The sequence below is a fragment of the Arthrobacter sp. GAS37 genome, from assembly GCF_044908325.1.
GTDB lineage: Bacteria > Actinomycetota > Actinomycetes > Actinomycetales > Micrococcaceae > Arthrobacter > Arthrobacter ramosus.
Genome location: NZ_JBIYDB010000002.1, coordinates 61,057 through 84,505, shown reverse-complemented (window position 1 = coordinate 84,505; position 23,449 = coordinate 61,057). Strand labels below are relative to the sequence as shown.

Annotated in this window: 20 protein-coding genes; 6 read left to right on the top strand and 14 right to left on the bottom strand. The window is 63.0% G+C overall.

Translation table 11 applies throughout. The annotated features are described in order from the left end of the window. Nucleotides 1-22 precede the first annotated feature (22 nt). The 5 genes from ABH924_RS02610 to ABH924_RS02590 form a co-directional block, all read right to left on the bottom strand. Nucleotides 23-424, bottom strand: a complete 402-nt coding sequence (locus tag ABH924_RS02610; RefSeq protein WP_404496671.1) for a cytochrome c oxidase subunit 4 — start codon at nucleotides 422-424, stop codon at nucleotides 23-25. Next, nucleotides 421-2,139 (bottom strand): cytochrome c oxidase subunit I, encoded by a 1,719-nt coding sequence (gene ctaD / locus ABH924_RS02605; protein ID WP_234749246.1) that lies wholly within the window; start codon nucleotides 2,137-2,139, stop codon nucleotides 421-423. Before ctaD ends, ABH924_RS02610 begins: the two co-directional genes overlap by 4 nt. Before the next feature lie 10 nt (nucleotides 2,140-2,149). Then, nucleotides 2,150-3,022, bottom strand: coding sequence for a cytochrome c oxidase subunit II (coxB, locus tag ABH924_RS02600; protein ID WP_404496670.1), 873 nt, complete (start codon nucleotides 3,020-3,022; stop codon nucleotides 2,150-2,152). 182 nt (nucleotides 3,023-3,204) lie between these two features. Continuing rightward, the gene (locus ABH924_RS02595) at nucleotides 3,205-3,591 is read right to left on the bottom strand and encodes an iron-sulfur cluster assembly accessory protein (RefSeq protein ID WP_234749244.1); all 387 of its coding nucleotides are present in this window, start codon (nucleotides 3,589-3,591) and stop codon (nucleotides 3,205-3,207) included. 168 nt (nucleotides 3,592-3,759) lie between these two features. Continuing rightward, nucleotides 3,760-5,187, bottom strand: coding sequence for a dipeptidase (locus tag ABH924_RS02590; RefSeq protein WP_404496668.1), 1,428 nt, complete (start codon nucleotides 5,185-5,187; stop codon nucleotides 3,760-3,762). A 121-nt stretch (nucleotides 5,188-5,308) separates the two neighbouring features. Here ABH924_RS02590 and ABH924_RS02585 point away from each other — a divergent pair, with 121 nt between their 5' ends. Next, nucleotides 5,309-5,902: a DUF3043 domain-containing protein gene (locus tag ABH924_RS02585; protein WP_234749242.1), complete on the top strand. Its 594-nt coding sequence runs from the start codon at nucleotides 5,309-5,311 to the stop codon at nucleotides 5,900-5,902. Between the two features lie 112 nt (nucleotides 5,903-6,014). Here the strand turns inward: ABH924_RS02585 and ABH924_RS02580 are convergent, their stop codons facing one another. Continuing rightward, nucleotides 6,015-7,082 (bottom strand): quinone-dependent dihydroorotate dehydrogenase, encoded by a 1,068-nt coding sequence (locus ABH924_RS02580; RefSeq protein WP_404496666.1) that lies wholly within the window; start codon nucleotides 7,080-7,082, stop codon nucleotides 6,015-6,017. Between the two features lie 68 nt (nucleotides 7,083-7,150). Between ABH924_RS02580 and ABH924_RS02575 the strand changes: the two genes are divergently transcribed. The 3 genes from ABH924_RS02575 to ABH924_RS02565 are packed head-to-tail and all read left to right on the top strand — an operon-like array spanning nucleotide 7,151 to nucleotide 10,959. Continuing rightward, nucleotides 7,151-8,833: an FAD-binding dehydrogenase gene (locus tag ABH924_RS02575; RefSeq protein ID WP_404496664.1), complete on the top strand. Its 1,683-nt coding sequence runs from the start codon at nucleotides 7,151-7,153 to the stop codon at nucleotides 8,831-8,833. Between the two features lie 9 nt (nucleotides 8,834-8,842). Then, on the top strand, nucleotides 8,843-9,889 hold the full coding sequence (locus ABH924_RS02570) for an alpha/beta hydrolase (RefSeq protein WP_404496662.1): 1,047 nt from the start codon (nucleotides 8,843-8,845) through the stop codon (nucleotides 9,887-9,889). Further along, a complete protein-coding gene (locus ABH924_RS02565; protein ID WP_404496660.1) occupies nucleotides 9,886-10,959 on the top strand; it encodes an alpha/beta hydrolase in 1,074 nt (357 codons plus the stop codon). Before ABH924_RS02570 ends, ABH924_RS02565 begins: the two co-directional genes overlap by 4 nt. Before the next feature lie 39 nt (nucleotides 10,960-10,998). On the opposite strand, the gene ABH924_RS02560 is transcribed toward ABH924_RS02565, so the two are convergent. From ABH924_RS02560 to leuA, 3 genes are all read right to left on the bottom strand, one after another. Beyond that, complete coding sequence (locus ABH924_RS02560; protein ID WP_234749237.1) at nucleotides 10,999-11,817, bottom strand: isoprenyl transferase; 819 nt, start codon at nucleotides 11,815-11,817, stop codon at nucleotides 10,999-11,001. 2 nt (nucleotides 11,818-11,819) lie between these two features. Continuing rightward, nucleotides 11,820-12,575, bottom strand: coding sequence for a DNA repair protein RecO (recO, locus tag ABH924_RS02555; RefSeq protein WP_404496959.1), 756 nt, complete (start codon nucleotides 12,573-12,575; stop codon nucleotides 11,820-11,822). 83 nt (nucleotides 12,576-12,658) lie between these two features. After that, the gene (gene leuA / locus ABH924_RS02550) at nucleotides 12,659-14,398 is read right to left on the bottom strand and encodes a 2-isopropylmalate synthase (protein WP_404496658.1); all 1,740 of its coding nucleotides are present in this window, start codon (nucleotides 14,396-14,398) and stop codon (nucleotides 12,659-12,661) included. Between the two features lie 252 nt (nucleotides 14,399-14,650). Between leuA and ABH924_RS02545 the strand changes: the two genes are divergently transcribed. Further along, nucleotides 14,651-16,603 carry a M13 family metallopeptidase gene (locus ABH924_RS02545; RefSeq protein WP_404496657.1) on the top strand — a complete coding sequence of 651 codons (1,953 nt, stop codon included), beginning with the start codon at nucleotides 14,651-14,653 and terminating at the stop codon, nucleotides 16,601-16,603. Between the two features lie 22 nt (nucleotides 16,604-16,625). Here the strand turns inward: ABH924_RS02545 and ABH924_RS02540 are convergent, their stop codons facing one another. The 5 genes from ABH924_RS02540 to ABH924_RS02520 form a co-directional block, all read right to left on the bottom strand. Further along, complete coding sequence (locus tag ABH924_RS02540) at nucleotides 16,626-18,203, bottom strand: LCP family protein (RefSeq protein ID WP_404496655.1); 1,578 nt, start codon at nucleotides 18,201-18,203, stop codon at nucleotides 16,626-16,628. Nucleotides 18,204-18,277: 74 nt separating this feature from the next. Further along, nucleotides 18,278-19,240 (bottom strand): GTPase Era, encoded by a 963-nt coding sequence (gene era / locus ABH924_RS02535; protein ID WP_234749232.1) that lies wholly within the window; start codon nucleotides 19,238-19,240, stop codon nucleotides 18,278-18,280. Next, nucleotides 19,224-20,555, bottom strand: coding sequence for a hemolysin family protein (locus tag ABH924_RS02530; RefSeq protein WP_404496653.1), 1,332 nt, complete (start codon nucleotides 20,553-20,555; stop codon nucleotides 19,224-19,226). Before ABH924_RS02530 ends, era begins: the two co-directional genes overlap by 17 nt. Next, the gene (gene ybeY / locus ABH924_RS02525; protein WP_404496651.1) at nucleotides 20,552-21,025 is read right to left on the bottom strand and encodes an rRNA maturation RNase YbeY; all 474 of its coding nucleotides are present in this window, start codon (nucleotides 21,023-21,025) and stop codon (nucleotides 20,552-20,554) included. The genes ABH924_RS02530 and ybeY overlap by 4 nt, the downstream gene beginning before the upstream one ends. Next, a complete protein-coding gene (locus tag ABH924_RS02520; protein WP_234749230.1) occupies nucleotides 21,022-22,110 on the bottom strand; it encodes a PhoH family protein in 1,089 nt (362 codons plus the stop codon). Before ABH924_RS02520 ends, ybeY begins: the two co-directional genes overlap by 4 nt. Nucleotides 22,111-22,532: 422 nt before the next feature. Here ABH924_RS02520 and ABH924_RS02515 point away from each other — a divergent pair, with 422 nt between their 5' ends. After that, nucleotides 22,533-23,420 carry a GerMN domain-containing protein gene (locus ABH924_RS02515; RefSeq protein WP_404496649.1) on the top strand — a complete coding sequence of 296 codons (888 nt, stop codon included), beginning with the start codon at nucleotides 22,533-22,535 and terminating at the stop codon, nucleotides 23,418-23,420. Nucleotides 23,421-23,449: the final 29 nt, after the last annotated feature.

Sequence of the window (23,449 nt, the reverse complement as noted above, 5' to 3'; positions counted from 1 at the left end):
CGCCGTCGTTGTTCAAGTACTTCTAGTGCGCGTGGTCTCCGCGGCTGTATTCGAAGACCCAGCCGACCAGGGCTACGACAGCAAGACCGGCGGCGACGAACGTGATCCAGAAACCTACGGCCAGGCCAAGGAACCCGCCGGCGCAGGCCAGGCCGAGCACCAGCGGCCACCAGCTCCAGGGGCTGAAGTGTCCCTGCTCGCCGGCGCCTTCGTGGATCTCAGCATCCGGACGGTCCTCCGGACGCATGCCGATGCGCCTGCCCGTGAAACCGAGATAAGCGCCGATCATGCCTGCCAGGCCACCGACCAGGAGGATACCTAGGGTGCCAACCCACTCAGACCAGTGGGTCAGGAAACCATAGACCAGCGCCACCGGTACGAAGAAAAAACTCCCGGCTCCAAAAATCCAAGATTCGATTTTCATTTAGCGTCCTTCTGATCAGCGTTGCCGAGCACCTTTGCTGCCGGCGCAGGGCTCTCTGCAGTGTGATGCTGGGCAAGTTCCGGGTGGTGGAGGTCCAAGGCAGGACGTTCGGAACGAATGCGGGGCAGAGAGGTGAAGTTGTGTCGCGGCGGCGGACAGGATGTGGCCCACTCCAACGAGGCACCAAAGCCCCAGGGATCGTCGACTTCTACCTTTTTGTTGCTGCGCCACGTGATGTAGACATTCCAGAAGAATGGCAGGAGCGATGCGCCGAGCACGAAGGATGAAATCGTGGAGAACTGGTTCATCCACGTGAAGCCGTCCTGCGGCAGGTAGTCGGCATAACGCCGGGGCATGCCCTCTACGCCGAGCCAGTGCTGGATCAGGAAGGTGCCGTGGAAACCCAGGAACAGGAGCCAGAAGTGGATCTTGCCGAGCCGTTCGTTGAGCATCTTGCCGGTCCACTTTGGCCACCAGAAGTAGAAGCCTGCGAACATCGCGAATACCACCGTGCCGAAGACCACGTAGTGGAAGTGCGCCACGACGAAGTAGGAGTCCGAGACGTGGAAATCCAGCGGCGGGGAAGCCAGGATGATGCCGGTCAGGCCGCCGAAGAGGAACGTGACCAGGAAGCCGATGCTCCAGAGCATGGGAGTCTCGAAGGTAATCGAGCCCTGCCATAGGGTGCCGATCCAGTTGAAGAACTTCACGCCGGTGGGTACCGCGATCAGCATCGTCATGAAGGAGAAGAACGGCAGCAGCACCGATCCGGTGACGTACATGTGGTGCGCCCACACGGTCACCGACAGGGCGGCGATGGCAATGGTCGCATACACAAGGCCCTTGTAGCCGAAGATCGGCTTGCGGCTGAAGACCGGGAAAATTTCAGAGACGATGCCGAAGAACGGCAAGGCAATGATGTAAACCTCAGGGTGGCCGAAGAACCAGAACAGGTGCTGCCACAAGACAGCTCCGCCGTTCTCCGGGTCGAAGATGTGGGCTCCGAAGCGACGGTCAGCGCCGAGGGCGAAGAGCGCGGCGGCGAGCGGCGGGAACGCCATGAGAACCAGGATGGCCGTCACCAGGGTGTTCCAGGTGAAGATCGGCATGCGCCACATCGTCATGCCGGGAGCGCGCATGCAGATGATCGTGGTGATGAAGTTGACCGCACCCAGGATTGTTCCGAAACCGGACAACGCCAGGCCGAAGACCCAAAGGTCACCACCCACGCCCGGGGTGAACGTGGTGTCTGACAAAGGTGCATAGGCGAACCAGCCGAAGGATGCGGCGCCCTGCGGGGTGATGAAGCCGGAAACGGCGATGGTGGAGCCGAAAAGGAAGAACCAGAAGGCCAACGCGTTCAACCGCGGGAAGGCAACATCGGGGGCACCGATCTGCAGCGGCATGACGACGTTTGCGAAGCCGGCGAAGAGCGGCGTCGCAAACATGAGCAGCATCACGGTGCCGTGCATCGTGAAGAGCTGGTTGTACTGTTCCTTGGTCTGCAGGATCTGCATGCCGGGCTCGAACAGCTCCGCACGCATCAGGAGCGCCATAACGCCGCCCAGGCAGAAGAACACAAAGGACGCGATCAGGTACATGTACCCGATGGTCTTGTGGTCCGTGGAGGTGATCCAGTTGACGACGATACGTCCCTTGGACTTCGGTACTACCGGAGCGTCAAGGACTCCGGCGGATTGAGTGTAAGTAGCCACGTCGCTTCCCTTAATTCTTTGCGTTCAGGTTCGGGTTGCGGTCGTACTTCGAATCGAGAAGACCGGTGTTGCCGCTCTGGCGAAGCTGGTCCATGTGAGCCTGGAACTCAGCATCGGAAACGACCTTCACGCGGAACAACATCTCAGAGTGGTATTCACCGCAAAGTTCGGCGCACTTGCCGTCATAGGTGCCCTCCTTGGTGGGGGTCAACCTGATGTAGTTGGTCTTGCCGGGAATCACGTCGCGCTTCTGCAGGAAGGCCGGAACCCAGAAAGAGTGGATGACGTCGCGGGAGTTGAGCTCGAGGTCAACCGACTTGTTCACGGGAAGGTACAGCGTCGGCAGCTGATTCAGGTCAATCGCGTTGCCCGTGAGGTGGGCCTGGACTCCTGCTTCGTGAAGGTCGTCAGTGATGACCGAGCCCTTGACGTAGTTAAAGTCCCAAGCCCATTGCTTGCCGCGGACGTCGATGGTGACGTCGGCCGGCTTGGAGCGATCATCAATCGCCTGCTGGTCCTGGTTGGTGAAGTAGAAGAACACCAGCACCATGAACAGCGGAATGGTCAAATAAAAGACCTCCAGAGGGAGGTTGTAGCTAAGCTGCTTCGGGAAACCCGTGGTGCCTTTGCGGCGCCCGTAGGCGATGATGCACCAGACCAGCAGGCCCCAAGTAATAATGCCGACTACGAGGGCGGCGATCCATGAGTTGACCCAGAGGTCCATGATCCGATCGGTGTTGCTGGTGGTGCCACGTTCCGTGGGCAACCAGCCTTTTTCTACCTCTGGTGAACATCCGGTCAAAACCAACGCGCCGGCTAGTGCCAAGCCAGTGATCGAGGTGATCTTTATGCGTCGGCTGCCGGTTCGGTTCTGCGAACTCACAGACGGCCCTTCCTCTTGTTGCTGCAGCCCGGCAGGCGGAAGGCCCACCGGGCACACTAAAGTTTTACTACCCGATGTAGAGCTTACCGCTACCGAGCGGTTTTCGCCGACATGCTGGCCCAGTGCGTCGGCCCGGGTTTAACCCGTTCCTGAACTGGGCCAACAGTCTGCAAATGCCCGGGTTAGTGGAACGAATCGCCGCAGGCGCAAGACCCGCCGGCGTTGGGGTTGTCGATGGTGAAGCCCTGCTTCGAGATCGTGTCCTCGAAGTCGATGCTGGCGCCGCTCAGGTAAGGCACGCTCATCTTGTCGACAACCACTTCGACGCCGTCATAGTCGCGGACGGCATCGCCGTCGAGCAGGCGCTCGTCGAAGTAGAGCTGGTAGATCAGGCCCGAGCAGCCGCCCGGCTGAACAGCGACGCGGAGCCGCAAGTCCGTGCGGCCTTCTTGTTCGAGAAGGCTCCGGACTTTACCTGCGGCAACATCGGTCAACTTGACCTCGTGCTCAGGAAGCTCGGCGCCTGCGAGCTGCGCTTCGGTGCTGTTTTCGTTGGTTGCAGTGCTCATTGGCCTACCTTCTTATGACGCTCTTGGCGGCTGCGCCTTCGCGCTGCCTGCCCTTACCCAAATACGTGCGGGTTATAGCTACATGCTACGTCGAGCCGGCGCATAGCTATAACTTCTAACGTAACCGGCCGGAGCCTTACCTTGTTCCCGGCCGGTGCAGGTGGGGGCTCAGAGGCCTTCCGTGTTTAAACGGGCGAGCATCAGTGCCTCAGCCAGCACAGCATTCCGGAAATCACCGATGTGAAGGGATTCGTTGGCGCTGTGTGCCCGTGAGTCAGGGTCCTCGACCCCGGTCACCAGGATCTGGACATCGGGATAGGTTTCCGTCAGATCCGCGATGAACGGTATGGATCCACCGATCCCCATTTCGACGGCGGGGACACCCCAGGCTTCACCCAGCGCCCACATCGCGATCCGGGCCGCAGCCGATGCTGTGTCGGTGGAGAAGGCGTTGCCCCGCTCCCCCGGCACGAACGTCACCTTCGCTCCGAAGGGCGCGTTCGCCTCCAGGTGCCTTCCTACTGCGTCCATGGCGGCATCGGGATCTTGCCCGGGAGCCAAGCGCAGGCTGAACTTTGCACGCGCTGCCGGGAGCAGCGTGTTGGATGCGACGTCGACGGCGGGTGCGTCGATGCCGATGATGGACAACGCGGGTTTGGTCCAGAGCCTCGAGGCGATGCTGCCGCTGCCGGCGAGCCGTACGCCGTCGAGCACGGAAGCGTCGGCGCGGTACTGTTCCTCGTCAACGTCCTCTACTACGTCATCCCTGGCTACCAGGCCCTCGATGGCCACGTTCCCGTCGTCGTCGTGCAGGGTGGCGATGAGCCGGGACAGAAGGGTCGGCGCATCCAGTACGGGACCACCGAACATGCCGGAGTGTACGGCGTGATCCAGGACCCGCACTTCGAAGGTGCCGTCCACCAAGCCGCGGAGACTGGTTGTCAGCGCGGGAACGCCGACTTTCCAGTTGCTTGAATCAGCCACAACGATGACGTTCGCTTCGAGGAGCACGCGGTGTGTTTCGAGGAAAGCGCGGAACGTCGGGGAGCCCGCCTCTTCTTCGCCCTCGAAGAACAAGGTGACCCCAAGGTCGAAATCGTCTCCCAGCACCTGGGTTACAGCGGCATAGGAAGCCAAATGGGCCATGATTCCCGCTTTGTCGTCGGCTGCGCCCCGGCCATAAAGGCGGCCATCGCGTTCCTCGGCGACGAAGGGCTCGGTCTCCCACAAGGTCACGTCGCCCGGCGGTTGCACATCGTGGTGCGCGTAAAGCAGGATGGTTGCTTTGCCCGGCGCGGCAACGCGGCGCGCAACAATGGCCGGGCCTCCTAGAGTCCCGTCGGCCTTGTCGCAGCGCAGGATCTGTACGTCGCGGAAGCCCGACTCGCGGACCAGCGCCGCAACAGCCTCGGCGCTCCGCTCCAGTTCCGCCGGGTCAAAGCTGGGCCAGGCGATCCCCGGGATGGCGACCAGGGCTTTCAAACGGGCCATGGTCTGGTCGAATGAAGCATCGATCGAGGACTTGAGCGCATCAACATTGATTGTGCCGGAGCCGCCGGAAAAGGTCTGCGGGATCTCCGCATTCATTGAAGTCATGGCGCAAACACTACCGCCGGGAGTGGCGCTGGGGAACCGGACCTGGCGGCGTGGCGGGCTCGTTCGGAGGGCGGCACGTCACGTCGACTTTTGCGCGGTTCCTGCGGGGTATTCTGTAGTGGTGTTTGGACGTAAAAAGGATGAGCCGAGCGCTCAAGACCAAGAAGACCAGCTTGCCGTCGATGCCGCCGTGAAAGGCGCTGGCAAGGGCGCTCCCACGCCCAAGCGCAAGGAACAAGAAGCGGCACGCAAGCGCCCCCTCGTGCCGACGGACCGCAAGGCCTCGAAAGAAGCCGAGCGCATTGCCGTGCAGGATCAGCGCCAGAAAATGCGCCAGGCCCTGGACACCGGGGACGAAAAGTATCTGCCGCTGAGGGACAAGGGACCCCAGAAGCGTTTTGCGCGCGACTATGTCGATGCCCGTTTCAGCTTGGGTGAGTACTTGATGTTCGGTGCCCTGCTTTTCGTGGTCATCTCCTTCATCATTCCTTCAGGAAGTGAGGCCCTCAGCTATATCCTGATCGGCTTCTGGGTCATGTTCCTCGCGGTGTTCGCGGATGTGTTCATCCTTTCCCGCAAGTTGCGTAAGGGCTTGACGCAGAAGTTCGGCGACGTCGAGCGTGGCACCGTCTGGTACGGCAGCATGCGTTCCCTGCAATTCCGTCGCCTGCGCCTGCCGAAGCCGCAGGTCCAGCGAGGCCAGTACCCCGCTTAACTCCCCCGATCGCCATGGACGAGAGTCCGACGAATCAAAAAGACCCTGGAACAGCTGTTCCAGGGTCTTTTTGATTGACCGCACGCGGTGGTTCAGGTGCTCGTCTCCCTGCTTAGCGGAGACGCTTCGCGAGGGCTTTGTTGATGCCGGCGGCCCAGAACGGACCTTCGTAGAGGAATGCCGTATAGCCCTGCACGAGGGTTGCCCCGGCGTCGAGCCGCTCCTGGACGTCGGCCGCGGACTGCACTCCGCCGACCGCGATGAGCACCAGGCCCTCCCCTACCGCAGCCTTGAGCCTGCGCAGTACCTCGAGCGAACGCTCCTTGAGCGGTGCACCGGAGAGTCCGCCGGCGCCGCACGCTTCCACTTTGCCCGGGTCGGAAACCAGGCCTTCCCGGCCGATCGTGGTGTTTGTCGCAATGATCCCGTCGAGCTTGAGGTCCAAGGCGAGGCGGGCGACGTCGTCGATGTCTTCGTCGCTCAGATCCGGTGCGATCTTGACAAGCAGCGGCACATGGCGGCCGGCGGATTCGTCTGCGGCATCTCCGACGGCGCGCAGGAGGGGGCGAAGCGTTTCGACGTTCTGGAGCAGCCGCAGTCCCGGGGTGTTGGGCGAGCTGACATTGACTACCAGGTAGTCGGCGGCGGGTGCCAGGCTGCGGGCGCTGACCAGATAGTCCTCAACTGCGTCGTCGAGCTCAACAACCTTGGTCTTGCCGATGTTGACTCCGATCACGGGACGAACGCCTGAATGGGTCCGCTGCAATGCCGCCCGCGCAGCTTTGAGCCGCGGGGCCACGGCCGCCGCGCCGTCGTTGTTGAATCCCATGCGGTTGATCACGGCCTTGTCCTCGATCAAGCGGAAAAGCCGTGGCTTCTCGTTGCCGGGCTGAGCCTGGCCGGTGATCGTACCCACTTCCACGTGGCCGAAGCCCAGTTCCGCGAGGGCCTCGATTCCGTGGCCCTCTTTGTCGAAGCCGGCCGCAAGGCCGAAAGGTGACGGGAACGTCAGCCCGAAAGCCTCCGTGCGCAGGGAGGGGTGGGGAGCCGTCATTTTGGCCAGAACGCGACCTGCGCCTGAGCGGTGTGCGAAGCGGATCGCCTGGAAGCCGATCTTGTGGGCTTTTTCGGCATCCATCCAGGAGAAGGCCAACTTGAAGAATGTGGGGTAAACGCGCATGGTCCTAGTTTTCCGGTTTACGGGTCGCGCACCAAACCAGCGCGGTTACCGGGCGGTAGCATGTATGAATGCCGAGCAATCCGCGTGATGGAGTTCACTCCAAGGCAAACATTGAAGCCGATGTCGTCGTCATTGGGGCGGGACTGTCGGGACTGGTCGCCGCCGCCCAAGCTTACGCCGACGGCAAGCGGGTTGCTGTCCTGGACCAGGAACCGCCCGCCTCCGTGGGCGGCCAGGCACACTGGTCCTTCGGTGGCTTGTTCCTGGTCAACTCTCCCGAGCAGCGGAGGTTGGGGGTCAAGGATAGCCCCGGGCTCGCCCTGAGCGACTGGCTGGCTTCCGCGGCCTTTGACCGGCCGGAAGACTCCTGGGCCCGGCGTTGGGCGGAAGCCTACGTGGATTTTGCCGCCGGCGAGAAGCGCCGGTGGCTGAACTCCCTTGGCGTGCGGTTCTTTCCGCTGGTGCAGTGGGCCGAACGGGGCGGCTATGGTCCCCAAGGTCACGGCAACACGGTCCCGCGGTTCCACGTCACGTGGGGCACGGGACCCGGCGTCGTGCAACCGTTCCTGGCAAAGGTCAACGAAGGCGCGGCCCGCGGAAGGATATCCCTCCTCTTTCGGCATCGAGCCACGGGGATTACGACGACGTCGGGCCGCGTCACCGGGGTCGGCGGCGAGATCCTTGAGGCGTCCGGAACCGGACGCGGCGAAGCGTCGCCAAGGACCGTCGTCGGGCACTTTGAGGCGACCGCGGGAGCGGTCATCGTGACCACCGGCGGAATCGGCGGGAACCACGCTACGGTGCGGAAGCAATGGCCCGACGGTAGCGCGCCGGAACATATGCTGAGCGGTGTCCCCGCTTCCGTCGACGGCGAGTTCCTCGCTGCCGCCGCAGCCGCCGGCGGAAGGCTTATCAACGGCGACCGCATGTGGCACTACCCCGAAGGCATCCACAACCACTCCCCCGTATGGCCTTCGCACGGCATCCGGATACTGCCCGGTCCGTCGTCGCTATGGATTGACGCGACGGGACGGCAGTTGCCCCCGCCGCTGTTTCCGGGCTTCGACTCGCTGGGCGCCCTCAGACATATCCTGGCGAGCGGGCACGGACATTCGTGGTTCGTGTGCAACCGCACCATCGCGCTGAAGGAATTCGCCCTCTCAGGCTCGGAACAGAACCCGGACCTCACTGGCAAGGACATCAGGCTCCTCGTTTCCAGGCTCAATCCCGGTAGCGAATCGCCATTGCGCCTCTTCCTGGACCGCGGCGTGGATTTCCTACAGGCGGCAACGGCCGCCGAGCTCGCCGCGAAAATGAACGCGCTGACGGGTTCAGCGCTGATAGATCCCGCCCAGCTCGATTCGCTCATCCACGATCGGGACCTGCAGGTGGCGAGCGGGCTGGGCAAGGATCCGCAGCTCGCCGCGATCCGGGCGGCCCGGCGTTTCGCCACCGACAAGATCATGCGCGTGGCCCCTCCGCATCCGCTCACCGACCCGGAACACGGCCCGCTCCTGGCTGTGCGGCTCTCCGTCCTGACGCGTAAGAGCCTCGGCGGACTCCAAACAGACCTTCGTTCACGCGTCCTTGACGATTCCGGAGTTCCCGTCCCGGGCTTGTATGCGGCGGGCGAGGCTGCCGGCTTCGGCGGTGGAGGAATCCATGGCTACCGGGCATTGGAAGGGACGTTCCTTGGCGGGTGCTTGTTCTCCGGACGTGCAGCCGGGCGTGATGCCGCGGCGAGTGTCTAAGCTGTTCCCATGGAGTGGCAGACCGATATCCTCGGTGCGGACTTCGAAAGTTACGCATTCGAGGCGGCTGGACCCGACGGAGTTGTCCGGCGCGCAACGCTGGTCCGCCATGTCCCGCGCCAGGGCGCCGGCAGTCCCGGTGATTCTCCCCCGCCGGCCAACCGCGCGGTCCTGTTCCTGCATGGATGGAGCGATTACTTCTTCAACGTCGCCCTGGCAGAGTTCTGGACGGAACAAGGCTTCCATTTCTACGCGTTGGACATGCACAACCATGGGCGCAGCCTGCAGGCAGGCACGCCAGGCGGTTACGTTGAGCACCTGAACGACTACGACGCCGAAATCAGCAAAGCCATTGACATGATCCGCTCCGGAGACCAGCTTGGCCGGGAGCCCGGCTCGTTGACCCTCATGGGGCATTCAACCGGAGGCCTCGTAGCCGCTTTGTGGGTCAGCAGCCATCCGGGCTCCGTCCAATACCTGGTACTCAATAGTCCATGGCTTGAAATGCATGGAAGCTCCGTGGTCCGCCGCGCAGCCCAGACCATGGTGAAGCCGCTCGCACGGTTCTGGCCCAAGACCATCCTGCGCTTGCCCGAACGGGGGTTCTATTACCGCAGCATCAGCAGCTCGGCCGAGGGAGAATGGCTCCTCGACGACAAATACCGGCCGCCTTTGGCTTTCCCCATGCGGGCAGGTTGGCTCAGTGCAGTCCTCAGCGGCCACACGAGGGTGGCCCGAGGGCTGAGAATAGATATCCCGATCCTGGTCTTGATTTCCGGGGCGAGCGCCAACGGCATGGTCTGGCAGGAGTCCATGCGGCATTCGGACGCCGTCCTGGACGTCAACACCATGGCCGTCCGTGCCATGACCCTTGGCCGGACCGTCACCCTGGAACGGGTGGACGGCGGCCTCCACGATGTGTTCCTGTCGGCCGGTCCGGTGCGGGCCGATGCCTACGACAGGCTTGCGCGTTGGATTCACGGGTACATCACCAACGGGCCACGGACGGATCCCGCGGCGCGCCGCGAGCTTGGACAAGCGGGGGAAACGCCATGACTACGGAACTGGGGTTGCCGGTCTGGCAACAGGACTTTCTGGGCGGTGGTTTCGAGGCCTTGGAGCTCGAACTTCCAGCGGACGAGGAGGGGCCGGTCTGCGCCACCCTCGTCCGACATGTCCGCCCGGCGGCCGCACCATCGGTGCCGCACGGACTCCTGGATGCGTTGACGGCATTCACTCGACGCCGGCGCCGGAGCGACGTCCCCGTCACCAAGGGGCCGCCGAGGGTGGTGCTGTATCTCCACGGCTGGGCCGACTACTTCATGCAGACGGAACTGGCCGAGTTCCTGGGCGCCTCCGGGTTCCATTTCTATGCGCTTGACCTGCGCAAATTCGGGCGGAGCCTGCGGCCGGGCCAGACTCCCGGTTACACCACCGACCTGTCGGTCTATGACGAAGACCTCGACGCCGCCCTGCAGGCCATCCAGCGGGATATCGCCGAGCTGACGGGTAGCGCGGAGGCACCTACCATCCACCTCCTGGCCCATTCGCTGGGCGGCCTGGTCGCGGCGCTGTGGGCTGACCGGAATCCGGGCCGCATTGCCACCCTGACGTTGAATTCGCCGTGGCTGGAACTCCAGGGCAGCAGCCTGATCCGCAGCATCGCGATGCACGTGGTGGAGCCGTTTGCGCGCACCGACCCCAAGCGTCCTTTCCGTTTCCCGGAGATGCCGGCTTACTGGGAAAGCGTGAGCAACCTGGCCCACGGCGAGTGGACCCTTGATCCGGAATGGAGGCCGCGGGCTTCCTTCCCGATCCGCGCAGGGTGGACAAAGGCAGTCCTGGCGGGCCACTCCGCCGTCGAACGCAAACTCAATATTGACGCGCCGGTGCTCGTGCTGCTCTCCGGCCGGACCCGGATCCAGGCTGAGTGGACCGCGGAGCTCATGCGCGTCGACGCCGTGATCGACGTCGAACAGACCGCCCGCCGGGCGCTGGGCCTCGGGCGCCGGACAGCGGTATTCCGCTATCCGGGTGCACTCCACGATGTGTTCCTGTCACGGCGTACCGTCCGTCAGCAGGCCTACAGGGACGTAGCCATCTGGTTGGCTTCCTATCCGGACTGAGCGGTTTCGCAGCACGCTCGTGCTAATTCGGCGCCGCGGTCAGCGGGGTGCCGCAGCGTCCACCGCGCCTCCGTAGCGGCGGTCCCGTTTGGCATAGATCTCGACGGCGTCCCACAAAGTCCTGCGGTCGACGTCGGGCCATAGCGTGTCCATGAAGACGAATTCCGCGTAGGCGGATTGCCACAAGAGGAAGTTCGAGAGGCGCTGCTCACCGGAGCTTCGCAGGAACAGGTCCACATCCGGAAGGTCCGGTTCATCGAGGTACTTCTGGATGGTCTTCTCGGTGACCGAGCCGGGCTTCAGTCGGCCATCAGCGACATCCTGCGCAATCGCGGCCACGGCATCGGCGATTTCGGCTCGGCCGCCGTAGTTAACACACATGGTCAAAGTGCACGTGTCGTTGCCGCGCGTGAACTCCTCGGCTTCCTCGAGCTCCTTGATGACGGAACCCCAAAGCCTGGGCCGCCGCCCGGCCCAGCGGATCCGCACGCCCCATTCATCAAGCTGGTTGCGCTGCCGACGTAGCACGTCCTTGTTAAATCCCATGAGGAAGCGCACTTCTTCAGGAGAACGGCGCCAGTTCTCGGTGGAGAATGCGTAGACACTGACGTACTTGATGCCCAGTTCGATCGCACCCGCCATCACATCCAACAGGGCCGGCTCCCCGGCCTTGTGACCCTCGATGCGCGGGAGGCCGCGCTGGTTCGCCCAGCGGCCGTTGCCGTCCATGACGATGGCCACGTGCCGCGGTACCAGTTCGGCAGGGATGGCCGGCGGCCTGGCGCCAGAGGGATGGTGGTAGGGGGCCCTCACCGGGGTGGTCCGCGCCGTTGCCGTCTTCTTTTTTCCCAGTGCCACTTTCAGCTTCGCTCCACATGTTTGAGGGACTTCAATGCTCGTTCAAGATGCCATTGCAGGTAACTCGCCACCAATCCGGCGGCCTCCCGGCGATGCAAGGTTTCAGACACATCCGCAGTAGCCCAGTCCCCCGTCAGCAGCGCCCCCAGCAAAACGACGGTCTCGGGTGCCGGCGCCGGCGAACCAGGAGGGCGGCAGTCGTTGCAGATCATTCCGCCCAAGGGAGCGGAGAAAGCGGTGTGCGGACCGCGCGCCCCGCAGCGGGCGCAATCCGTGAAACTGGGCGCCCAACCGCCGGTTGCCAAAGCCCGGAGCAGGTAGGAGTCAAGAATGAGTTCCGGTGGGTGGTCGGAACGGCTCAACGCGGCAAGAGCCCCGACAAGCAGGTTGTATTGGGCGGTTCCCGAATCGGCGTCGGCGTCCGTTAGCTTTTCTGCGGTCTCCGTCATGGCAGCAGCGGCGGTGTACCGGGAGTAATCGGCAGCGATCGAGCTCCCATAAGCTCCCTTGGCGACAGCCTGGGTGACGATGTCCAGGGTGCGGCCCGAAACGAGTTGCAGGTCAGCCACCATGAACGGCTCCAGCCGGGCCCCGAACCGGCTACTGGTTCGGCGTACGCCCTTGGCAACCGCCCTTACCTGTCCGTGGTGCTTTGTCAGCAAAGTGATGATGCGGTCCGCCTCGCCCAGCTTGTGGGTGCGCAGCACTACGGCATCGTCCCGATAGGACCGCGCTGCAAACGACGAAGGATTGGCCACAGTTAATCTTCGCACCACACCGGGCCTTATCGGGTCCGGCGGAGCCGTGCGGCGCCGTGTTGACGGCGCCGCACGGCAAATGGCTATGCCCGGACAGCCCTGATGGCGCGGTTGACGGCAGAGATGACTGCCTTGAGCGCCGCGGTGCTCGTGTTGGGATCGATACCGACACCCCAGAGGACCCGCTCGCCAACGGCGCATTCCACATAAGCGGCCGCGGAGGCGCTGCCACCTTCGGAAAGGGCGTGTTCCGTGTAGTCCAGGACGCGGACGTCCACGCCGTCTTGACGCAAGATGTCCAGCATGGCCGCGATCGGTCCGTTGCCCGTGCCGGTTCGCTGAACTACCGTGCCGTCAACGCGCAGGGCCGCATGCAGGGTAAGCTCGCCGGACTCATCGGTCTCCGTGCGGATGGAACCCAGCGAATAGCGTCCCCATTGGCCATCGGCCGTGCTGGCCGGCAGGTACTCGTCCTGGAACATTGCCCACAACTGGGCACCGCTGACTTCGCCGCCCACGGTGTCGGTGCGGTGCTGGATGACGCCGGAGAATTCGATTTGTGCCCGGCGCGGCAGGTCCAGGCTGTGCTCGTTCTTGAGCAGGTACGCCACGCCGCCCTTGCCGGACTGCGAGTTGACGCGGATGACGGCCTCGTAGCTGCGGCCCAGGTCCTTGGGATCGATCGGCAGGTACGGAACCTGCCACGTGAAGTCGTCCACGGCCTTGCCGGCCGCGGCGGCGTCCTTCTCGAGGGCTTCGAAACCCTTCTTGATGGCGTCCTGGTGCGAACCGGAAAATGCCGTGAACACGAGGTCGCCGCCATACGGGGAACGTTCGGGGACGGGCAACTGGTTGCAGTACTCCACGGTCCGACGGACTTCGTCGATTTCCGAGAAGTCGATCATCGGATCGACGCCCTGGACGAACATGTTCAGGCCCAGGGTGACCAGGTCCACGTTGCCGGTACGCTCGCCGTTGCCGAACAAGCAGCCCTCGATACGGTCGGCGCCGGCCAGGTAGCCCAACTCTGCGGCGGCAACGCCCGTGCCGCGATCGTTGTGCGGGTGGAGGGAGATGATGATGCCGTCGCGGGGATGCAGGTTCCGGTGCATCCATTCGATGGAGTCGGCGTAGACATTGGGTGTGGCCATTTCCACGGTGGCGGGCAGGTTGATGATGACCTGCTTGTCAGCGGACGCTTCGAAAACGTCGGCGACTGCGTTGCAAACACGCGTTGCGTACTCAAGCTCGGTTCCGGTGAAGGACTCGGGCGAGTACTCGTACGTGATGTGGGTGTCTGTGAGGGTTTCCTCGTACTTCTTGCACAACCGGGCACCCTGGAGGGCGATGTCCAGGATGCCGTCCTCGTCCTGGTTGAACACGACGCGGCGCTGCAGGACCGACGTGGAGTTGTACAGGTGGACGATGGCCTGCTTGGCGCCGACGAGCGATTCGTAGGTGCGCTCGATCAGGTGTTCACGCGCCTGGGTCAGGACCTGGATGGAGACGTCATCCGGAATGTGGCCGCCTTCGATGAGCTGCCGTACGAAGTCGAAGTCGGTCTGCGAAGCGGAGGGGAAGCCGACTTCGATTTCCTTGTAGCCCATCTTGACCAGCAGCTGGAACATTTTCAGCTTGCGGGCCGGGCTCATGGGGTCGATCAGGGCTTGGTTGCCGTCACGGAGGTCCACAGCGCACCAGCGCGGAGCCTTGGTGATGACCTTGTCCGGCCAGGTGCGGTCCGGCAGCTCGACACTGATCTGGTCCTGGAAAGGCAGGTACCGATGAATGGGCATTCCGGAGGGCTTTTGTGCGTTGCGCATGACTTAGGGGCCTTTTCTCTTAATCTTTGATGGAAGATTGGCCGGGCATAGCTAACTCCGCAGCGAGGGTTGGCCTAGCGAATGATCGCCTACGAGGCCCCGCCGCGGCAGCTAAGGAGAAGCATTCCTGCACGCACCATTTCACAGTAACACGGGTGCGTATGATGACAATGCAATACCAGAAGCAACGTCCACTATGCAGACGCGGTAACGGCGGTGAGCCGGTTCCGCTCGTCGTCCGAAGGAGTTCTTGTGCCACAGTCGGGGATCACACTGTCCAACATCGATGAAAGCGTCAGGCCGCAGGACGACCTTTACCAGCACGTCAACGGGGCGTGGCTGAAGTCGACGGTCATCCCCGACGACCGCCCGCTTGAGGGAACGTTCACCGCGCTGCGGGATGGCGCTGAACTGGCAGTCAAAGCGATCATCGAGGAGGCTGCCGCAAAGGGCGAGGACGCCAGCGGCATCGAACGCAAAGTAGGCGGGCTCTACAACAGCTTCATGGACGAAGAAGCCACCGAGGCCAAAGGCATGGAGCCTATCCGTGCCCGGCTCGCGGGGGTCTTTGCCACTTCTTCGCCGGCCGAAGTGGTTGCCCTGACCGGACGGCTGTTCCGCTCGGATGTTTCCGGCCTCTTCTCCATCTATCCCGCTCCCGACGCCGGGAACCCGGAGCGGGTCCTGTTGTACATCGGCCAGGGCGGCCTGGGCCTTCCCGACGAGTCGTACTATCGGGACGAGAAGTTCGAAGGCATTGTCAGCGCCTATGCGAAATACGTCGCCAAACTCTTCGGCCTGGCAGGCATTCCCGACGCAGAGGATGCCGCCGCGCGCGTTGTCGCCCTTGAAAAAGCCCTTGCCTCGCACCACTGGGACAACGTCACCCTTCGCGATCCGCAGAAGACCTACAACCTCAAGACCGCGGAGGAGGGCCGTGAACTGTTCCCGTACCTTGACTCGTGGTTCGATTCGGCCCGGATTGAAGGAGACAAATTCACCGAGCTGGTGGTAAGTACTCCTGATTTCTTCACCGGCGCGTCCGCCCTCGTCGAGTTCGAGTCCCTTGCCACGTGGCAGGAGTGGCTCGCCCTGCGTGTGCTCAATGCCGCCGCCCCCTATCTTTCGTCGGCGTTCGTGGACGCAAACTTCGATTTCTACGGCACCACCCTGAGTGGCACACCGCAGAACAAGGACCGCTGGAAGCGCGGAGTCGCCGTCGTCGAAGCCGCCCTTGGCGAGGCGGTAGGCCAGATCTACGTGGAGCGCCACTTCCCTGAAGGTTACAAGGCCAGGATGCAGACGCTGGTCGCCAAACTGATCGAGGCTTACCGCCAGAGCATCACGGCGCTCGACTGGATGGGCGAGGACACCAAGGCTGAAGCGCTGAAAAAGCTTGAGGCCTTCCGGCCCAAGATTGGTTTCCCGGACAAGTGGATCGACTATTCCGCCGTCGACATTGATCCGAGTGATCTTCTGGGGAACGTCGAGCGGGCGCACAACGCCGACGTCGACCGTCACCTCGATGAGGTCGGCAAGCCGGTCGATCTCGACAAGTGGCTCATGACCCCGCAGACCGTCAACGCGTACTACCACCCGATGCTCAACGAGATTGTCTTCCCCGCTGCGATCCTGCAGCCACCATTCTTCACGGCGGAGGCCGACGACGCGGTCAACTACGGGGGCATCGGCGCCATCATCGGGCATGAAATCGGCCATGGCTTCGACGACCAAGGCTCCCAGTTCGACGGAAGCGGAGCGCTGCGGAATTGGTGGAGCGAGGAAGACCGCAAGGCTTTCGAAGGACTGGCGGCGAAGCTCGTGGCCCAGTTCGACGCCCTTGCCCCCTATGCCGCTCCGGAGCACAAGGTCAACGGGAAGCTCACGCTCGGCGAAAACATCGGCGATCTGGGCGGCCTGACCATCGCCTACAAGGCTTACCTCCTGAGCCTTGATGGTGCGGAACCGCCCGTTCTCGAAGGCCTGACCGGCCAGCAGCGCTTCTTCATGTCCTGGGCTGCCGGCTGGCGCCAGGTCATCCGTCCTGAGGAAGCCATCCGGCGAGTCGCCACGGACCCGCACTCCCCCAACGAGTTCCGGACCAATGCCATCGCCAAGAACCTGGACTCGTTCCATGAGGCTTTCGCGGTGGAAGCCGGGGATGGCATGTGGCTGTCGCCTGAGGACCGCGTCAGTATCTGGTAGGCAGCGGGTGTTTCCTGTGTTGCTACCTCGCGATGAGTGCCGGGTTGACAGCCTGGCATTTCACGTCGCCTGCGGTCTGCTTGACGACGTCGGACGGAACGGAGGCAACTCCGTACTTGGTCCCGGAATTGAAGTCGCTGCCGATATAGACCTGGACTCCGACCACACCCTTGGATAGTTCGACTTGCGAGGCCGGGATCCCCAGAAGATTCGCGACATCCGGCGCGACGTCGGCATAGCCGGCCCCGTAGTAGACAACGGTCTTGGGCACGGCGACCGCAAGGAAGTGTGCGGCTTTCGTGAATCCGCCGCCAACCAGGGCGGCGGCGATCTCCTGGCCGCGGGAGGCGATGCCTGTTCCGTCGGCAACGGTCACTGGCTGAAGGGCCTTGTCATAGGCGGGAACAGCTGGAGCGCTCGGCGCCGGCGCCGTGCTGCTGGACGGGGTGCCCGACGCCGCGGGCGAGGGACTGGCCGATGGAGTGGCGGTAGCCCCCGGGGTGGTCAGGTCAAGGTTAGCGCGCATGGCGGCGAAGAGCTGGGAGGCCTGCGGTTGAACCAATTCGAGCCTGTTGGGATCGACGGCGGCGGGCTGGGTGGGAACCGAGACAAACGCGACCTTGGACAAGTCAACGTCCTTGAGGCGGCTCCCGATGGTCAGGAGCGACTGGACGGACGCCAGGCCTTCATCCACGGTCAGGTTCTTTGTCACGGCATCCGCGATGGACAGCAGGCTCTGCGGATTGCCCAGCGTGCCGTCGGACTTGATCTTCCGGGTCAGCGAAGAGAGGAAACCCTGCTGCGCCTGGATGCGGCCGAGGTCACTTCCGTCGCCAAAACCGTGGCGGGTCCGGAGGAAGGCCAGGGCCTGTTCCCCCTGGACACTCGATGTTCCCTTGGGGAGCCGGAGCCCGGAATCGGGGTCGTAGACGGCGTCGCTCACGCACACGTTGACTCCGCCGACGGCGTTGGACAGCTCCTTGACGGCGTTGAAGTCGGCCATCATGAAGTGATCGATTTGCAGTCCCGTGAGCTTGTTCACTGTGTCCACGGCGCAACCGATCCCGGCTTCTGCCATGGCCGAGTTGATCATGACGTTGGAATGGGCTTCATAGACGGTATTGGTTTTGGGATCGGTGCACTTCGGAACATTCACGAGGAGGTCGCGCGGAAAGCTCGTGAGGCTCACCCTCTTGTTGTCCGCCGAAATGTCCAGCAGCATCATGACATCCGACTGGCCATAACCAGTGGAGTCCTGCGTTGAACCGTATTGCGAGTTCTTCCCGTCCCTCGTGTCGGACCCGAGGATGAGGATCTGCAAGCGGTCCGTGGCGTCGTTTGCGGCGGCCCCGGTCCTGGGAGCGCCTGCCGACAATGGTGCTTTGCTGATGTTCGACTGCAAGCGGATGACCCAGTAGGCGGCGAAAGCGATACCGGCGACCAACAGCACTGACACAGTCACGGCAGTGACCTTGAGCCAGAGCGGCAGACCCTTCGGAGCATTCATGTGGCGGGGGGTGCCGGGAGCTTCCCCGTGGCGTGCAGCGCCGGGGGCACCAATGGTGCCGGGCTCCTGAACGCGTGCAGCGCGACGTCGCACGACTCGCTCAACCTTTCCTCGGAAAATGGGATTCGGACCATTTTACGGGCCCAAACTGGGAAATTCCCCAGCGCTTAGAATCCCAGCTTCACGAGTTGCTTCGGGTCGCGCTGCCAGTCCTTGGCCACTTTCACGTGCAAGTCGAGGTAGATTTTGGTTCCCAAAAGGGCCTCGATGCCCTTGCGGGCGTTCGTTCCGACCTCGCGGAGCCGGCTTCCGGCCTTGCCGATGATGATGGCCTTCTGGGACGGGCGTTCAACGTACAAATTGACCCGCACGTCGAGGAGCGGGTTGTCTTCGGAGCGGCCTTCGCGGGGCAGGATTTCCTCCACCACCACGGCCAGGGAGTGCGGAAGCTCATCGCGGACGCCCTCCAGCGCTGCTTCCCGGATAAGTTCGGCGACCATGATGGCCTCCGGTTCATCAGTGAGTTCACCGTCCGGGTAGAGAGGCGGAGAAGGAGGCATGTGGCCGATGAGGACGTCGGCAACCGTGCTGACCTGGAAGCCGTCGGTCGCGGAAACCGGAACGATATCTGCCCAGCCCTGTTCGCCGAGGACTTCGCGGCCCAACGCGGCCACAGCCAGGAGTTGCTCGGTCAAGGCCTGGCGGTCCACCAGGTCGGTCTTGGTGACAAGTGCGATGATCGGCTTGCGTCCGACGGCGGCGAGCTGGGCAGCAATGTACTTGTCGCCCGGTCCGATCTTCTCGTTGGCGGGCAGGCAGAAACCAATGGCGTCCACTTCGGAGAGGGTGTCCGCGACGAGATCGTTGAGCCTCTTGCCAAGAAGGGTGCGCGGGCGGTGCAGGCCCGGAGTGTCCACGAGGATGAGTTGGGCGTCCTCCCGATGGACAATGCCGCGGATCGTGTGCCTCGTGGTCTGCGGCTTTGCCGAGGTGATGGCCACCTTCTGGCCGACCAGAGCATTGGTGAGGGTGGACTTGCCGGCGTTGGGACGGCCGACAAGAACCGAGAAACCTGCGTGGAAGCCGCCGAAGTCCTGATCGGCGTCGAACTTCTTATTGTGCTTGCTCACGTGGAACTCCCTGTTGCGTTGTGTCGGCCTCGTCGAGAAGGTCTTCAAGGTCAGTGTCTTCTTTTGGAATGGCTGCCGCAATGATATGGCTGACCCGGTTTCGCCGGCCTTCCAGCCTATCGGCTTTCAAGGAGATCCCGTCCACCTCCACCGCGCTGCCCACGATCGGCACCTTGCCCAGGGTCTTGGCCAGGAGGCCGCCCACCGTGTCCACTTCGTCGTCGTCGAGGTCAATGTCGAAAAGTTCGCCGAGGTCGTCGATGCTCATCCGTGAACTGACGCGGTACGTGCCATCACCCAAGTCGGTGACCTCCGCATCGTTGGAGTCGTACTCATCCACGATCTCCCCCACGATTTCCTCAATGAGGTCCTCCAGCGTCACCAGCCCGGCGGTGCCGCCGTATTCGTCAATGACTACCGCCACGTGCGTGGACTCTTGCTGCAGCTCGCTCAGGAGGTCGCTGACAGGCTTTGATTCGGGAACGAAACGTGCCTCGCGGGCTATGGCATCAACGTCCTGGCGCACTGATGGTTGTTCCGGGCGGTGCAATGCGGCAGCAACGTCCTTCAAATAGAGAATGCCGCGGATTTGATCCGCGTTCTCGCCGATAACAGGGATCCTTGAGTACCCGGAGCGCAGGAACAGCGCCATGGCCTGCTCCAGGCTGGATCCGGACTCGATGCTCACAATGTCCGTTCGAGGAACCATCACCGAGCGCACCAGGGTGTCGCCGAAGTCGAAGACCGACTGGATGAGTTCGGCCTCGCTGTCCTCGATCATGTCCGATTCCGTGGCCCTGTCGACGAGTTCACGGAATTCTTCCTCGCTGAAGAATGCTTCATCGCCGCTGGGCGCGCCGGGTGCCACCACGCTGCCGATCCTCACGAGCCAGCCCGGAATGGGACCCAGGATCCAGCACAGGAACCTGATGAGCGGGGCCGAGTAGAGAACCACGCCGCCTGAGTGGGCGCGTCCGAGTTGGCGGGGCGAGACGCCCACCAAAACGAAACCAATGACGGCCATGATGCCCGTCGCCGCCAAACCGGCAAGCCAGACGTTCTCGAGGAGGCTATGCATGACGACCGCGACAGCAACTGCTGCCGCCATCTCGAACCAGACCCGCCAGAATCGCAGCGCCCGAATGTGCGCAACAGGCTGGGCGAGGATGCTGCGAAGCGAATTTCCCCGGCTCCTGACGATGGCTTGTTCCGCGTCGTGCCGCGGCAGGAAGGTGAAGGCAGCCTCAGCCGCGGTCAGCAGGGCGACGAAACTGAGGAACACCAACGCCATCCCGACCAGGATGAGCGAGGTCACAGCATGGTCTCCATGGGGGCGTCCTTGCCAAGGTACGCGGACAGCAGCTCACGCTGCAGGCCGAACATTTCTTCCTTTTCCTCCGGTTCGGCGTGGTCGAAACCGAGCAGGTGGAGGATTCCGTGGGTGCAGAGCAGGAGCATTTCATCCTGCGTTGAATGACCTGCGTTGCGCGCTTGTACCTCGGCTACTTGCGGGCAGATGGCGATGTCGCCCAGCATGCCCTGCGGAGCCGGCTTACCCGGTGTCCCCGGCGTCAACTCATCCATCGGAACAGACAGGACATCGGTAGCGCCGGGTTCGTCCATGAGCTCGATGTGGAGCTTTTCCATGGCAGGTTCATCCACCAGGAGGATGGAAAGTTCGGCCTGGGGGTGAATGTAGAGGCGCTCGAAGATGAAGCGTGAAAGCGTCACCAATTGTGCTTCGTCCACCTGGACGCCGGACTCGTTGTTGACCTCGATGCTCATCGGTGTTCTCCCCGTTTGTCGTGGATCGGCGTGTGCTGGGCACGCACCCGGTGCTTTTCATCCCATTTGCTGTAGGCGGACACAATGTCGGCGACGAGCCGGTGCCTGACGACGTCGGAAGCGTCCAGCATCGTAAAGTTCACGCCGTCGATTCCGTTGAGGATTTCCTGGACGATGCGCAGACCGGAGGTGGCGCCGAAGGGCAGATCCACCTGGGTAATATCACCCGTGACAACCATCTTGGAGCCGAAGCCCAGGCGGGTCAGGAACATCTTCATCTGTTCCGCGGTGGTGTTCTGGGCCTCATCGAGGATGATGAACGCGTCGTTGAGCGTGCGGCCGCGCATGTACGCAAGCGGCGCGACCTCAATGGTCCCGGCAGCCATGAGGCGCGGGATCGATTCCGGGTCCATCATGTCGTGCAAGGCGTCATACAAAGGACGCAGGTACGGGTCGATCTTGTCGCTCAACGTTCCCGGCAGGAAGCCGAGGCGCTCTCCTGCCTCGACGGCAGGCCTCGTGAGGATGATGCGGCTGACTTCCTTGAGCTGCAGTGCCTGAACGGCTTTGGCCATCGCGAGGTACGTCTTGCCGGTGCCCGCAGGACCGATCCCGAAGATGACGGTGTTGTCGTCGATGGCGTCGACATAGTTCTTCTGGTTGAGCGTTTTGGGGCGGATGGTGCGCCCGCGGCTCGAAAGGATGTTGTGGGTCAGGACTTCCACGGGGTTTTGCAGGGACTGGCTGCGCAACAGTGACACGAGTTGCTGCAGCACGTCCGGGGTGATGACCGTCCCCTTGCCGACCAGGCCGCGGACTTCTTCCAGAAGCCGCATGATCCGGGGAACATCGCTCGACGGTCCGCTGAAGGAGAGCTCGTTGCCGCGCACATGAAAGTCGACGCCGGGGAACTGGGCTTCGATGTAGCGCAACGCCTCGTCATGGCTGCCAAGGGTCTGAACCATCTGATCCGAGTTGTCGAAGATGACAACTTCCGTCCGGGCGCCCGGGACAGAGTGTGGGAACTCGGCCGGACCTGTGTCAACGCTGCCGGCCTTGGGCCGCCCGTTCAATGATTCTGTCATAGTGCTGGCCTTGCGGCCTGTGCTCCTCCGGCTTGGTGATGTCCATCGATTTTCTCCGATGTCCGCTTGCTGGATGGGCGCAGGATCGCGGGCCTCGGATTGCTTTCAATCCTACGCCAGCCAGTCTCCGGGGTGGTTCCAGACCGTGCCCGGCGGGGCTGCGGACGGCCCATCCGTGCCGCTTTGGTATCAACTCGGCATCGACCTCGTATCAATCGCATTGCAGTTGTTCGCCGGAGTATCGAAACGCCAGCCGCGGCCCTTGGGACTATGACAAGCTGATTCATGGGCAAAAATGCCCCTGTGCCCGGTCACCGGGCACATGACTCCCCCGCCTCACAGCGGCCGAACACGAGCAGGAATCCACCATCACCAGGCCAGCCGGGATTTCACACGGCACACGCATCCGGAAACGTTCCGCCATGCTTGTGACCGCACTGACGGCTGCCTTGGTCCTGTCGGGTTGCATTGCCGACCGCACCGGACAGGGATCCACGACGCCGGTCCCCATCCCGACGGCTGCCCTGCAGACGGCTCCCGAGAGCAATGCTCCGCTCGAAACAACCCAGGCCTCAAACAAGATCCCCGTGTATTGGATCGGGCGCAGCGACACGGACACCTTCCTGTACCGCGAATTCCGTGACAACCCAGGCAATGAAAACCCCATCACGACGGCCCTGCGGATCATGATGTCCCAGAAGCCGTTGGATCACGATTTCTTCACTCCGTGGCAGAACCCGGGCAGCCTGGCGACCTCGATTTCCGGTAAGAATGTGGTCACGGTCGATGTTTCCCGCGACGCGTTCAATTCCAATCTCGATGCCGGGATGGCACAGCGGGCGGTCCAGGAACTCGTCTACACCGCTACCGCTGCGGCCGCGAGTTCAGGCCTGATCGATTCCGGACAGCAGATCAAAGTGACCATCCTGGTGGACGGGCACACGGACTACATGGCATTCGGACAGGTCAAACTGGGCGATCCGATGGTCCGCGACGCATCCATGGTGGCACCGGTGTGGATCATTGACCCGCAGGAGGATCTGACCTTGCCTGCCGGTCCGGTCAAGTTCAACGGCCGGAGCGCGGATCCCTCGAAGAAACTGCATTGGCAAATCCTTCGCGAGAACTCAAACGGTGACAAGTCTTCCTACCTCGCCGGGCAGACCACCGCTTCGACGGTTCCCGGACAAGGCGGGGTCTTCAGCCTCACAGTGGGGCTCGGAGCGGGCCGCTATGAATTGCGGGTTTCCCTGGTGGGACCCAACGACGCCGACGTCGCAACGGATACCCGGAGTTTCAACGTTCGCTGAGGACGTTCGCTGATCCAGGACGTGCGCTG

Coding starts and splice junctions, on each gene's coding strand:
- ABH924_RS02610 (WP_404496671.1), bottom strand. CDS start 424: ATGAAAATCGAATCTTGGATTTTTGGAGCCGGGAGTTTTTTCTTCGTA.
- ABH924_RS02595 (WP_234749244.1), bottom strand. CDS start 3,591: ATGAGCACTGCAACCAACGAAAACAGCACCGAAGCGCAGCTCGCAGGC.
- ABH924_RS02590 (WP_404496668.1), bottom strand. CDS start 5,187: ATGACTTCAATGAATGCGGAGATCCCGCAGACCTTTTCCGGCGGCTCC.
- ABH924_RS02580 (WP_404496666.1), bottom strand. CDS start 7,082: ATGCGCGTTTACCCCACATTCTTCAAGTTGGCCTTCTCCTGGATGGAT.
- ABH924_RS02575 (WP_404496664.1), top strand. CDS start 7,151: ATGCCGAGCAATCCGCGTGATGGAGTTCACTCCAAGGCAAACATTGAA.
- ABH924_RS02570 (WP_404496662.1), top strand. CDS start 8,843: ATGGAGTGGCAGACCGATATCCTCGGTGCGGACTTCGAAAGTTACGCA.
- ABH924_RS02565 (WP_404496660.1), top strand. CDS start 9,886: ATGACTACGGAACTGGGGTTGCCGGTCTGGCAACAGGACTTTCTGGGC.
- leuA (WP_404496658.1), bottom strand. CDS start 14,398: ATGCGCAACGCACAAAAGCCCTCCGGAATGCCCATTCATCGGTACCTG.
- ybeY (WP_404496651.1), bottom strand. CDS start 21,025: ATGAGCATCGAGGTCAACAACGAGTCCGGCGTCCAGGTGGACGAAGCA.
- ABH924_RS02520 (WP_234749230.1), bottom strand. CDS start 22,110: ATGACAGAATCATTGAACGGGCGGCCCAAGGCCGGCAGCGTTGACACA.
- ABH924_RS02515 (WP_404496649.1), top strand. CDS start 22,533: ATGCTTGTGACCGCACTGACGGCTGCCTTGGTCCTGTCGGGTTGCATT.